Source organism: Halovibrio variabilis (assembly GCF_007991175.1).
Classification (GTDB): domain Bacteria; phylum Pseudomonadota; class Gammaproteobacteria; order Pseudomonadales; family Halomonadaceae; genus Vreelandella; species Vreelandella variabilis.
Map to the genome: position 1 here is coordinate 14,495 of NZ_BJXV01000026.1, position 12,781 is coordinate 27,275.

The window sequence follows — 12,781 nt, forward strand, 5'->3', positions numbered from 1 at the left end:
CAGTCAGAGTTTGTCGGGTGCTCTCAATTCCGTGGCTTGAATCCGTTGGTCACGATGCTTTTCCCGCTGGGAAGGCATATCGGCCTTATAAACGCCTTGATCACCGACAACCCAGGAAAGTGGCCGCCGCTCCTCCTGGATCGAGTCCTGCAGCAACTGCAAGCCTTGGAGGAAAGCTTCGGGCCGGGGCGGGCAACCGGGGATGTACACATCCACGGGGAGGAATTTATCGACGCCCTGTACCACCGAATAGATATCGTACATGCCGCCGGAGTTGGCGCAGGAACCCATGGAAATTACCCATTTAGGTTCTAGCATCTGATCGTAGAGCTGCTGGATGACCGGCGCCATTTTGATAAAACAGGTGCCAGCGATGACCATGAAATCCGCCTGCCGCGGCGAGGCCCGAATGACTTCAGCACCGAAGCGGGAAATGTCGTGAGGAGCGGTGAACGCGGTGGTCATTTCCACATAGCAGCAGGACAAGCCAAAATTGTACGGCCACAGCGAGTTTTTACGGCCCCAGTTGACCGCGGAATTGAGTACTTCACTGAGCTTTCCGGTGTACACATTGCGTTCCAGCTGGCGCTTCACCGGGTCCTCGGACGGTTCCCCTTTTTGGGTGGGGTACCGGCGGCTGCCTTCGGTGGGTTGGTCCGCCCTGGTCAGGGTATAGCTCATTGTTCGCCTCCAGATGCTCCCGGCGCCCAGTCCAAGGCACCGGTTCGGCTGTCATACAACAGACCAGCCAGCAGAATAAAAACAAAAACCGCCGCGCCCCAGAATCCTGTCCACCCCACGTCTTCAATGACAATCGCCCAGGAAAATAGGAACACGGCCTCAATATCAAAAATCACGAATAACATCGCGACTAGGTAAAACTTGACGGAAAAACGCTGGCGGGCATCACCCGTGCCGACAATGCCCGACTCAAAGGGAAGGTCTCTATTGACCCCCTGGCTGCGCCCACCCAGCAGGCTGGAAACACCTACCATCAGGGCGCATAACGCCAAGGTGGCGACCACAAAAAAACCTGTCGCCCAATAGCGGACTAGTAAGTCGTTGACAGTCTCAGCCATACCTTTACCTGTTGAGTGGTCACGCTATCCATCACGAAGAGTAGGGCGACGAAAGCGTTTGCAAAATGTGGGTCGCTAAAAAAAAGCGTAGCTCATTAAATTGACTTCTGAGCGACAAATACTCATTTAAGTGGTGAAGAAAAATGAGTCACACACGCATTCCATGGCCGCAACTTTTTGATTAAAAAAGTAAACTACGTGTTACGTGTTTAGGATGACGCCGCCGTTTAAGTGCAGTGTTTGGCCGCTCATGTAGGACGATTCCTCGCTGGCGAGGTAAACATACGCAGGGGCTATTTCGCTGGGCTGACCGGCGCGTTTCATAGGCACTTGTCCACCGAACGCGGCCACTTTTTCGTCTTCAAAACTGGCGGGAATTAGCGGCGTCCATATGGGGCCCGGCGCTACGGCGTTAACGCGAATACCGCGATCCATCAGCGACATGGCCAGCGAGCGCACTAAGCCCTGAATGGCGCCTTTGGTCGCAGCGTAGTCGATCAAGGTATCGTTGCCCTTAAAGGCATTGATCGATGAGGTGGCAATAATCGTATCGCCTTCGCTGAGATGCGCCACGGCCGATTTGGTGAGATAGAAGTGGCTAAAAATATTGGTTTGGAAGGTGCGCACTAGCTGGTCGTCTGGGACCTCGGTGATGTCGTCCCAGTCGTACTGTTCAGCGGCGTTGTTAATGACAATATTGATCTTGCCGAAGTGGTCGAGGGTTTGCTTAACAATCTCGCGACAAAAAGCAGGGTCCGCCACATCGCCTTTCAACACTAAGCAGTGGCGCCCTTCGGCTTCCACCAGCCGCTTGGTCTCTTCGGCATCTTTATCTTCTTGCAAGTGCACGATTGTGCTGTCGGCGCCTTCGCGGGCGTAGTGCACCGCCACGGCGCGGCCAATGCCGCTGTCGCCGCCGGTGATAATCGCGACTTTATGGAGCAGCTTGTCAGCGCCGCGGTAGCTCGCGCGAATGTACTCGGGTTCCGGGCGCATGGCGTGTTCATCGCCCGGCTGCTTGTCTTGATGCTGGGGAGGTTGCTGTTGATCACTCATGTGCGGCCACTCCATTGTTGGCACACTGCTATAAAACACCACCAACGGATAACTGCTTACCTGTGTCTTTGCTAGTGCTGTGTCGGTGCTTGTGCTGGTCAAGCGCTTGTGTCCTCAAGCGCCTTTACGTTGTTAAAAGTAGAACAAGGTAGCCACAACGGCAAACTACAAAGCGCCCGATCGCTAATAAAGCGAAGGGTAAAAAAGACAGGCGATAGTGGCGGGGCATGAGTGCTATCAATATTGCTAATGCACAGATTTTTTGATTTCAAATGATTGTTTTATGAAGGATTTTAATCTTAGATATGGTGCCAGGGCGTATGGGCATGAATGGCAAGTTGAGAGGGAGGAACTACAGTGGGTGGATTATAGGCGTTAGTGAACTTCCCACTGACGCTCACCTCCTATTTCAAGGAGCCCCATTGGCCGTGATGACCAAGGGATTTAAGCAGCGAAGACCACTAAGACAAGGATGAAGCGATGACTAAAGACGCCAAACATGACAAGCACGACAAGAAAACCCATAAAGATCCGGACGATCATTTTGATGAGGCCAATCCAATGCCGGATACCCATCACGTTAATCCCAAATATGATGACGATAAAAAGTCGAACAAAGATGACAAAAAATGAGGCTGTTCATCATCTAATGTGGATTTAAGATAGATCGGCAATTTTGTATCTCACGGTTCAGATCGCAACCACTAAGCCAGCTATCTGTTGTGGGAGGTCGCTTCAGCATGGTCCGACACTTCGGTGGTCCGACATCTCGGTGGTCCGACATCTCGGCGAAAGGTGCCGTAGGCACCCTCAAGGTTGTAAGGCTGGCAGCCTAAATCGTCGCGAGCTAAAGCTACCTCCCACAGGTCTGCTATCAGACTGGTAGACACACTTCCATACCGAATGACGAAGAGCCAAAAATGATGGTTGAAAAACGCTTATCAGCCCAGGGCTAATCAGCCAAGGCGCTACTGCTTGTAGCGCCGTTTTACTTCCACGCTTAGCCTGCCTTCACCTAGCCGTAGCTTGAGCTTCTGACCCGGTTGGGTATCTTCCGCGCGGCGAATCACCTGGCCTTGCTCATCTTGGGCAATGGCGTAGCCGCGCCCCAGAACCGCTAGCGGGCTGACCGCATTCAGCTCACGCGCGGCAGCGGTTAATCGTGCTTGACGGCTTTCCAGCTGGCGCTGCATGGCGCTACCCATGCGGCGCTGTAACTGGCTTACCCGCTCGCTTTCCGCGCGGTGTAATCGCGCCATGTCCTGGCTGGCCAAACGCCTGCTCAGCTGTGTTAGCTGGGCTTTCTGCTGGGTGAGCGTTAGCTGCATGGCGCGATTTAAGCGCTGATTAAGGGCGGTTAAGTGCTGGCGCTGGCGATTGAGCTGCTCGCCGGGGTGGCGCAGCTTGGCGCGCAGGGTATCCAGGCGTTGGCTGTCGCGCTCTAACCGCGCCTGCATGGCCCGCTGAAGGCGGCTGTGCTGGTGTTCAAGCTGGCGTTTAAAGGTGTTTTGATCCGGCACCAATCGCTCGGCGGCTGCCGATGGGGTAGGGGCGCGCATATCCGCGGCGAAATCTGCCAGGGTGATATCCACCTCGTGGCCCACCGCCGACATCACCGGCAGCCGGGAGTGAAAAATTGCCCGCGCTAGATGTTCGTTATTAAACGCCCACAGGTCTTCCAGGCTGCCGCCGCCGCGGGTGATCAGGATCACATCGCGCTCCGGGTCGAGCTTCGCCTGGCGATTGAGCAACGCCAGCGCCGAGATCATCGCCGGGGCAGCCTCGGCGCCCTGTACCGGTACCGGAATGAGCGTTACATCCGCCAGCGGCCAGCGGGCTTCCAGCACCGCCAGCACATCGCGAATGGCCGCCCCTGTGGCGGAGCTTAGAATCAGCAATTTGCGGGGCGGAAAGGGCAGCGGCCGGGCATTGGCAAACACGCCTTCGCCCTCCAACTGGGCTTTTAAGCGCTCAAAGGCCGCCAGCAGTTCACCCAGGCCTGCTGCCTGAACGGCCTCGGCAATCAGCTGGTAGTCACCCCGCGGCTCGAACAGCGACACCCGCCCACGCAGTTTGACCTGATCGCCATCCCGCATCGGCGCAGACACAAACCGCGCCCGCTGACGAAACAGCGCACAACGGATCTGCGCCCGGTCATCCTTCAGGGTGAAATAAACATGGCCAGAGGCGGGGCGGGAAACGTTAGAAAGCTCGCCTTCCACCCACACCTCGCCCACATCGCGCTCAAGGGTTTGCTTGGCGCGCTGGTTGAGTTGGCTGACGGAAAGCGTTTGCGGAGTGGGGGAGGCCATAGGGTTAAGCCCGCTCAATCAGAAAACGTTTGAGGGCCGCAGGGTCGGGTACGCCCTGAATCACTTCGCCATCGATGACCAGGGTAGGCACCGACTGAATACGTGCCTCCTCCACTGCGTGCCGCAGGGCTGTCCGGTGCTGCTCCCTGTATTGCCCGCTGGCAAGCGCATCCAGCACCGCTTGGCGCTCAAGACCTACCGACTCGCCAATATCCGCCAGTACCTCGGGATCGCCGATGTTGCGCTCCTGCTGGAAAAACGCTTTCAGCGCCGCCATGGAATAAGCGTGGCCCAAACCCTGCTCTTCGGCCATGGCGAATACTTCAAAGGCTTTGTCGGTGCGCGGCTGCGGCGAAATATTGGGCAGCTTAATTGGCACCCCCAACTTTTCCGCCATGGGGTAAACCGACTCGCGCCACACCTGGGGCAAGTAGGGGTCTTCCACCTTCAGGGTAGGCACCGGGGCCGGGCGCAGCTCAAAGGGGCGCCAGCGGATTTCGACCTCTAAGCCTTCAGTCGCCTGGGCAATTACCTCTTCCGCCAGCAGGCAGAAGGGGCAAACGTAATCGGTGTAAACAATAATTTGTTGAGACAAAAAGCCCCCTTGAACAGTAGAAATGGCCAGCTATCAGCCTAACAGCATACGTGATTAGCAATTGGTATAAGCACAACAGCGTGACTGCATTGCTGGGACACCCCTCAAAACGCTATAATAGGCGATTAACCTTTCACGCCCCACTTCCTCTCAATCAGGGTGTTGCCGCTATGCTACGTATGGCCCAAGAAGCACTAACGTTCGATGACGTACTCCTCGTTCCCGGCTTCTCCGATGTTCTGCCCAAGAATGTCAGCCTCAAAACCCGCCTGACTCGCAATCTCTCGCTCAATATTCCACTGCTCTCTGCCGCGATGGACACCGTTACCGAAGCGCGCCTAGCGATTGCGATGGCCCAGGAAGGCGGCATCGGCATTATCCATAAAAGCATGGCCATGTCCCAGCAGGCCGCTGAAGTGCGCAAGGTTAAAAAGCACGAAAGCGTGATTGTCAAAGACCCGGTCACCGTAAGCCCCAAAGCCAAGCTCGAAGACCTGCTCGCCATGGCGCGGGAAAACGGCTTCTCCGGCTTTCCCGTGGTGGAAGGCGAGACGCTGGTCGGCATTGTGACCGAGCGCGATATGCGCTTCCAGCCTAACCACGGCGACAGCGTTGAAGCGATCATGACCCCCCGCGAGCGGCTGGTTACGGTCAAGGAAGGCACCGACCTTGAAGCCAGCAAAGCCAAAATGCGCGAACACCGCATCGAGAAAATGCTGATCGTCGATGACGAGTTCCATCTGCGCGGCCTGGTGACCTTTCAAGATATCGAAAAAGCCCGCACCTACCCGATGGCCGCCAAAGACAGCGACGGCCGTTTGTTAGTGGGAGCAGCGGTCGGTACCGGCCCGGAAACCCCGGACCGCGTGGCGGCGCTGGCTGAAGCCGGTGTGGACGTGATCATTGTCGATACTGCCCACGGCCACTCCAAAGGCGTTATCGACCGCGTTCGCTGGATCAAAGAGAACTTCCCGGCCATTCAGGTGATTGGCGGCAACATCGCCACCGCCGCCGCGGCCCGCGCGCTAGCCGAAGCAGGCGCAGATGCCGTGAAAGTCGGTATCGGCCCGGGTTCTATTTGCACCACGCGTATTGTGACAGGCGTTGGCGTACCGCAAATTACCGCGGTTTCCAACGTGGCTGAAGCGCTCAAAGAGTTTGATATTCCGCTGATTGCTGACGGCGGCATCCGCTTCTCCGGTGATCTTTCCAAAGCCATAGCCGCAGGCGCCAGCGCCGTGATGGTGGGTGGTCTGCTGGCCGGTACCGAAGAAGCGCCGGGCGAAGTGGAGCTTTACCAGGGCCGTACCTACAAAGCTTACCGCGGCATGGGCTCCATGGGCGCTATGTCTGAGAACCAGGGCAGCGCCGACCGCTACTTCCAGGATAAAAGCGAAGGCGCCGAGAAACTGGTGCCGGAAGGCATTGAAGGCCGCGTGCCCTATAAAGGCATGATGGGCGCCATCGTCCACCAGCTGATGGGCGGGCTGCGCGCTTCCATGGGCTACACCGGCTGCCGCGATATCCAGGAAATGCGCACCAAGCCGGAGTTTGTTCAGATTACCGGCGCTGGCTTTAACGAATCCCACGTTCACAACGTGCAGATCACCAAAGAAGCGCCCAACTACCGGGTGAGCTAACCAGCACTTTTAGTTAAAACAGCGGCGGGCACCATAGCTCGCCGCTTGCTTTTTGGCCTTACCAGCGGCACCCACACCGCTTAACCGAGACCCCGCCATGAGTGACATTCACGCCCATAAGATTCTGATTCTCGATTTCGGCTCCCAGTACACCCAGCTAATCGCCCGCCGTGTGCGCGAGATCGGTGTGTTTTCTGAAGTCCGCGCCTTCGATATCACCGAAGAAGAGATCCGCGAGTACAACCCCAACGGCATTATTCTCGCCGGTGGGCCGGAATCGGTGACCGAATTGGACTCACCGAGGGCGCCCAAGTGCGTGTTTGAAATGGGCTTGCCGGTGTTGGGTATCTGCTACGGCATGCAGACCATGGCCGAGCAGCTGGGTGGCAGTGTGGCCGGATCCAACCAAAGCGAGTTCGGCTACGCACAGATTCAAATCGACGTCGACAACGCGCTGTTTAACGGCATTAAAGACCACGTTGATACCAACACCGGCAAGGCGCTGCTGGACGTATGGATGAGCCACGGTGACAAGGTAGCCGAAGTGCCCGCTCAGTTCACCGTGACGGCCTCAACACCCAGCTGCCCAATCGCCGCCATGGCCTGGGAAGAGAAGCAGTTTTTTGGCGTACAGTTCCACCCGGAAGTGACCCACACGCTGCAAGGCCAACGCATTCTCGAGCACTTCGTGCTGGATATCTGTAAAGCCGAAAAACTCTGGACGCCCGCGCAAATCATCGAAGACCAGGTTCAGCGTGTACGCGAACAGGTCGGCGACAGTCACGTACTGCTCGGCCTTTCCGGCGGCGTGGATTCCTCTGTAGTAGCGGCACTGCTACACAAAGCGATTGGCACCCAACTGACCTGCGTATTTGTCGATAACGGCCTGCTGCGTAAAGCGGAAGGTGACCAGGTAATGGAAACCTTCGCCAAGCACATGGGCGTGAAGGTAATCCGCGTTGCCGCCGAAGACCTGTTCCTTAATAAGCTTGCGGGCGAAAGCGACCCGGAGCTGAAGCGCAAAATTATTGGCAACACCTTTATCGACGTGTTCGATGATGAAGCCAGCAAAATTGACGGCGTCGATTTCCTCGCCCAGGGCACCATCTACCCGGACGTGATCGAATCCGCCGCCTCCAAGACCGGCAAAGCCCACGTGATCAAATCCCACCACAACGTGGGTGGCCTGCCGGAAACCATGAAGCTCAAGCTGGTCGAGCCGCTGCGCGAACTGTTTAAAGACGAAGTGCGCAAACTCGGCCTGGAACTCGGCCTACCCTACGATATGGTGTACCGCCACCCGTTCCCCGGCCCCGGCCTGGGCGTGCGTATCCTCGGCGAAGTCAAAAAAGAGTACGCCGACATCCTCCGCGACGCCGACGCCATCTTCATCGAAGAGCTACGCGCCTCCGGCTGGTACGAAAAAACCAGCCAAGCCTTCGCCGTGTTCCTGCCGGTGAAATCAGTAGGCGTAGTCGGCGACGGCCGCCGCTACGAGTGGGTCATCGCGCTACGAGCGGTAGAAACCATCGACTTCATGACCGCCCGCTGGGCGCACCTGCCCTATGAGCTGCTGGAGAAGGTTTCCAACCGGATTATCAATGAGTTGGCGGGGGTTTCTCGGGTGACTTATGATGTTAGTAGTAAGCCGCCTGCTACTATTGAGTGGGAGTGAATGAAAGGCTGTTTCTGACTGGTACTAAATAGTAGAAATATTCAGAAGCCCGTGTAATTGCGGGCTTTTTTAGTATTCGTTTGGCAATTCAAAGTAATTCATATTCATGGAATGTAGCTGGTATTATCTATGGCTGATGTTGTACCTAAGCTTTGATATTGTGCGAAATTGCAGAACTATATTGTGGTTTTTAATCATTAAGGTTTTGATTAGCTTAAGTTAATTATGTTGATTTGTAAGCTTATAGGCATCGCGATGTGATTTTTGATGCAAGAACTATGCTTGCTGATATCAAGCTTCACAACATCAAATTGAGTGGTAAACTCTACAGGGGTAATGGCTATGATGGTCTATATGCAGCCATCACTACTGCTGGAGACCTCTTGCTTGGCCATGAGTAAAAAGCCAGAATTGCTTGTATGCTGGTGAAAGCAGAATACGGATGTAGAATAAGTGTGGCAGAATTCGCAGGGTCTGAGATGAGAAAGCAGTTGTTTAGAGCATAGATGCGCATGGAGTATATCAATTGGAAAGTCGGGATATTGAAATAAGACAACATTTTCACAAAAAGCGCTTACAGCACTTTCATGATTGCCCAAGTACCATTGTGATAGATGAGCTTGGTGTTTCTCATGGAAAAAAAAGAGCTGATATAGCAGTTTTGAACGGTACGTTTCACTGCTTTGAAATCAAAAGCTCAAAAGACAGTATAGTTCGCCTTCCCGAACAGTTATCAGAGTATTCAAAGTGCTTTGAAAAAATTTCAATCATATCTGCTCCAAATCATATTCAAAAAATAATGGCCATTCTACCTCCTTGGTGCGGTCTAATAGTGGCGACCAAAGGTGCTAAAGGTGCAGTGGCATTTAAAACTATCAAGCGACCCAGGAAAAATCCAAATTTAGAAGTTACAGCCATAGCCCACTTTCTATGGCGAAAAGAAATAATAGAATTGCTTACAACTCTAGGGATTGAGGAAAAAAAATTAAATCAATCTAGAGAGAGGCTTTATCAGTTAATACCTCCGACACTTACAGCTCAGGAGTTGATTCAGTGGGTGAAAAATAAGTTTATGAGTCGTGAAGATTGGAGAGTTGCCTCACAACAAAGGTTATGTGATGATTGACGCCAACCCACTTCCAAGTTGTCAAGTTACCGCAATTGTTAAGCTTGTTAGCCGTCTCATCAATTCGTTTATCACCTTCACTAAAGCCACTAGTTGAATATTTTCCTGAAGATATAATTGCTTTGCAATGATCAATCATCTGGGCTTCGTTACCCCGAAATGCACCTCCCTTAGGGACAAACCATTCTTCATCTATAGTGTAAACAATTTTTCCAGCAGGCTTCATTTTGCGCATATCTAGGCTTAAAAACGCAGGCGATTCTATGGTGTAATCTCCATAACAGGGAGGATAAATTGTTTTAGTAAGCTCATTGCGTAAACTTAGGAAAAGACCCCACTCGTGCCTCTTTTGAATGGCACCTGGCTTTTTAACTTCTCTAAGCTTCAGTGATGTTGCAACAAAAATCAGCGACCGGCATGCGCTACAGCCGTTTATCTTGTTTATGGCTCCTGAAATTATTGTAGCAAAAAGATTATACGGCTCGAAGTTTTCAGGCTCTTCTAGATCAACGACTAAATCCACCTCTTCCCAAGAATTAACACCGAGCGAATTCATTAGTGTAGCTATGTCCGAGTTTACTGTTGGTTTAAGAAGCTCATTCAGCTTGAGTCTTAAAACAACTCCAGTCTCGTGAGAAGTTAAAAACGAGCGAATACTGGAAATGTAAGAACTACTTTTAGAGATGCTAACAACAGGGCGAACATTGCAACCCAAACCAACAGCGTCATTTAACACGAATTCGATGACTGAGCGCCCATCATCCATCAATTCATCTTCAAGAGAGTCATGGAGGTCGATTAGAGCAAGTCGATTACTCCACTTGGTATAAAGCCTCTTCGGGAAGGTTTCAACGTGCTCATGGACAGTCTTTTTCATTTTCCTCTCCTCAAAATCATACTCTCTAGGAGGTATTGTCAGAAGAGGAACGACTTTATCTTTAACCTTAGTTTTTAGGTTTAGAAGTGCTTGATACTCTCCCTGTCGCCACTTTAGAGCTGGTACATACTTATCACTAGTGATCTTCATAGTTATTCCTCGAAGCAGATACGTACTTTTCCGTGTCCCAAAAGCTCAGAAAGAGCGCGGTAATTATTGCTTTCTTTTCTAATTCTTCCCGCCAAGATACTTGGATGGATACCTATTCTTTCTGAATCGAGTCGAACCGCTTCTGGAGTCATTGAAAATCTAGAAACGCAGGAATTCCAAAGCTCATTGCTAATCAATGCATCTAAAGCAAACTCGTCTGCTTCTCGTTCAATTAAATCACCTTCACCTTCACCATCTCCTTCTTCATCAAAGTAGTCCATTTGAAGAGAGTCAAAGATATGAAGAGATATATGAGCAAGCTCATGAAATAATACAAACCAAAAGTTATCTAGACGATCATATCTTAAGGTAAGTGCAACAACTGGTTGTCCAGTTTCAAGCACCATGGCAGCACCATCAAGATATGTGCCTGGCAAATGCTTTTCTATAACCAGTACGATTCCTTTCTCGGCTAAGAATTTTTTAGCTGCTAGGGGTCCATTTTCAACCTGAGTTAAAGAAGCTAGTTCTTTCAGCCAGTTGTCTTTATGGTCGTATTCGGAAATAATTCCAGATCCTACCTCTTCTCTTGCTAGCTCCAATACACGCGCTTGCCAAGCTAATAAAGCATATTCATTAGGTTTGTTCTCGCCATGAAATTTTTTTCTATGAAGTGCTGGAGTATAATGGCCACCACCGCTAAGAAAATATTTTTTTACCTGTTCAACAGCACTTATTCCTACCTTTGATTTAATCCATCCACGCTTAACCATTTCTTTCGCAGGAAATAATGCCCAATCTATATTCTCTAAACTATTCCAGCAGAAAACTGAGTCAGCAGTATCTGCCTTAGCGCCTGACCATGTTTCACGAACTTTCACATTTAGTGCATCGGCCACACTAATAAGGCGAGAAAGGCTAGCTCCCATATAATTAGATGCTTCATATCGTTGAAGTTGCTGAGTTGGAATTCCTAACTTTTCAGCAAGCCCTTTTTGTGTCAAGCCTAATCCAATCCGAGCGCATATGAGAGCCTTAGGTAGTTCTGATAAGCCAGAACACTCTGAGTAGGAAATCTTACCTTCCTTAATTAGTTCATACTCTTTAATCTCTGATTTTATATCTAAAATCTGGGATTCGAAGGCATTGACCTGGGCTAAGTCTAGCCAGTCGACTCCAGAGGGTTTGAAAGAACTAAGCGATTCGCTAAGCCTTTCAAATTGTTTGTGTGCTGACTTATACTGCCTTTCGTTATATATCATTTTCGTGCCCTCCCACATTCAAGGGGATCGCAAGTCAAATCGATGGATAAGATTCCTTTAGAATGCCCTGTGAAGCGATCATTCTGGAAAAACTCTAGGAATGTTTTTCCTGGTGCAGCCTGGAAGCCAAAGGGAAAAAATTCTCCCCCGTATTTTAACTTTTGATTCTTTCTCTTATTGCTGAAGTCTAAAAATACGGGGTCAATTTTTTCGTGAATCACTCCCGTAGGATCCCAACATACGTCGTAATCACCTGGGTGGGGCTTAGCTGTTACATAACTTCCGTCTAAGTAGATCGTACGACAGCCCGCATCACGTAGTGCTGTGAATGCTGACAGCAACCCGTCAAAAAGTTGTCGGCGAATGGCATTGGTAGCAAACACTTTCTCTACCTCCGCCAAAGTGGCTTTGTGAATTCCCGCTGGCAAAACTGGCCAGGGGCTTTTATTCGGATTTTCAAGAGATGGAATCATAATGCAACAAAATTGTTGTTTCGATGATACAGGATATGCACTTGCCACTATGGTGGTCAAGTCTAAATTTTGAGTAGCACTCTAATTGGTAGATTGTTTTTTATTTTGCATCTTTATTTTTATATAGATTATTGATATTTAAATATTTTATTGAATTTTCCTTCTTTGCGTTTTTGGGTTAATTTAATCTGGTCTCTGGTGTGAGGATAGTTATCACCCCTTTTTGCGAGCTTTTCGAGCCGCTACCCGGATGCCATCAGCCTGGTTCTAGAAGGCATGGAAGAAGAGATAAAGGAGTGCGTGGAAAGCGGCGTTGGGCATCACAACCGATGTCACGCAGCTGAACCTCACCTACTGGCGTGAGCACTTTGATTGGCAGCTATTAAAAAAGGATGAAATTGCTGCAGTGCTGTCTGAAAGCCATTCCCTCAGCGAACAAGCCAGTGTGACGGTGGCGGAACTGGCGGAACTGGCGGAACTGGCGGAACTGGCGGAACTGGCGGAACTGGCGGAACTGGCGGAACTGGCGGAACTGG

12 protein-coding genes and 1 pseudogene are annotated in these 12,781 nt (G+C 51.4%); 5 read left to right on the forward strand and 8 right to left on the reverse strand.

What is annotated here, in order from left to right; all coding sequences use genetic code 11:
• Positions 1 to 3 precede the first annotated feature (3 nt).
• From HVA01_RS16550 to HVA01_RS16560, 3 genes are all read right to left on the reverse strand, one after another.
• A complete protein-coding gene (locus HVA01_RS16550; RefSeq protein WP_146876516.1) occupies positions 4 to 681 on the reverse strand; it encodes a NuoB/complex I 20 kDa subunit family protein in 678 nt (225 codons plus the stop codon).
• Entirely contained in the window at positions 678 to 1,079 is a 402-nt protein-coding gene (gene ndhC / locus HVA01_RS16555) for an NADH-quinone oxidoreductase subunit A (protein ID WP_146876517.1), read from the reverse strand. Before ndhC ends, HVA01_RS16550 begins: the two co-directional genes overlap by 4 nt.
• 201 nt (positions 1,080 to 1,280) lie before the next feature.
• Complete coding sequence (locus HVA01_RS16560) at positions 1,281 to 2,135, reverse strand: SDR family oxidoreductase (RefSeq protein WP_146876518.1); 855 nt, start codon at positions 2,133 to 2,135, stop codon at positions 1,281 to 1,283.
• 480 nt (positions 2,136 to 2,615) lie between these two features.
• Between HVA01_RS16560 and HVA01_RS17425 the strand changes: the two genes are divergently transcribed.
• Complete coding sequence (locus tag HVA01_RS17425) at positions 2,616 to 2,768, forward strand: hypothetical protein (RefSeq protein WP_170243536.1); 153 nt, start codon at positions 2,616 to 2,618, stop codon at positions 2,766 to 2,768.
• A 335-nt stretch (positions 2,769 to 3,103) separates the two neighbouring features.
• Here the strand turns inward: HVA01_RS17425 and xseA are convergent, their stop codons facing one another.
• Entirely contained in the window at positions 3,104 to 4,447 is a 1,344-nt protein-coding gene (gene xseA / locus HVA01_RS16565; protein WP_146876519.1) for an exodeoxyribonuclease VII large subunit, read from the reverse strand.
• Between the two features lie 4 nt (positions 4,448 to 4,451).
• Positions 4,452 to 5,042 carry a DsbA family oxidoreductase gene (locus HVA01_RS16570; RefSeq protein WP_146876520.1) on the reverse strand — a complete coding sequence of 197 codons (591 nt, stop codon included), beginning with the start codon at positions 5,040 to 5,042 and terminating at the stop codon, positions 4,452 to 4,454.
• 170 nt (positions 5,043 to 5,212) lie between these two features.
• Between HVA01_RS16570 and guaB the strand changes: the two genes are divergently transcribed.
• From guaB to HVA01_RS16590, 3 genes are all read left to right on the forward strand, one after another.
• Positions 5,213 to 6,682 carry an IMP dehydrogenase gene (gene guaB / locus HVA01_RS16575; protein WP_146876521.1) on the forward strand — a complete coding sequence of 490 codons (1,470 nt, stop codon included), beginning with the start codon at positions 5,213 to 5,215 and terminating at the stop codon, positions 6,680 to 6,682.
• Between the two features lie 97 nt (positions 6,683 to 6,779).
• The gene (guaA, locus tag HVA01_RS16580) at positions 6,780 to 8,357 is read left to right on the forward strand and encodes a glutamine-hydrolyzing GMP synthase (RefSeq protein WP_146876522.1); all 1,578 of its coding nucleotides are present in this window, start codon (positions 6,780 to 6,782) and stop codon (positions 8,355 to 8,357) included.
• Between the two features lie 526 nt (positions 8,358 to 8,883).
• Positions 8,884 to 9,483, forward strand: a complete 600-nt coding sequence (locus tag HVA01_RS16590) for a sce7726 family protein (RefSeq protein WP_170243537.1) — start codon at positions 8,884 to 8,886, stop codon at positions 9,481 to 9,483.
• Here HVA01_RS16590 and HVA01_RS16595 read toward each other — a convergent pair.
• Genes HVA01_RS16595 through HVA01_RS16605 form a run of 3 tightly spaced genes read right to left on the reverse strand, consistent with a single transcriptional unit; the run spans position 9,428 to position 12,245 of the window.
• A complete protein-coding gene (locus tag HVA01_RS16595) occupies positions 9,428 to 10,510 on the reverse strand; it encodes a beta family protein (RefSeq protein ID WP_146876524.1) in 1,083 nt (360 codons plus the stop codon). The two genes, HVA01_RS16590 and HVA01_RS16595, sit on opposite strands and share 56 nt — an antisense overlap.
• A gap of 2 nt (positions 10,511 to 10,512) precedes the next feature.
• Positions 10,513 to 11,772, reverse strand: coding sequence for a helix-turn-helix domain-containing protein (locus HVA01_RS16600; RefSeq protein ID WP_146876525.1), 1,260 nt, complete (start codon positions 11,770 to 11,772; stop codon positions 10,513 to 10,515).
• Positions 11,769 to 12,245, reverse strand: coding sequence for a DUF6932 family protein (locus HVA01_RS16605; protein WP_146876526.1), 477 nt, complete (start codon positions 12,243 to 12,245; stop codon positions 11,769 to 11,771). The genes HVA01_RS16600 and HVA01_RS16605 overlap by 4 nt, the downstream gene beginning before the upstream one ends.
• A 313-nt stretch (positions 12,246 to 12,558) precedes the next feature.
• Between HVA01_RS16605 and HVA01_RS17715 the strand changes: the two are divergent.
• Positions 12,559 to 12,781, forward strand: a pseudogene (locus HVA01_RS17715) (hypothetical protein); the annotation flags it as partial.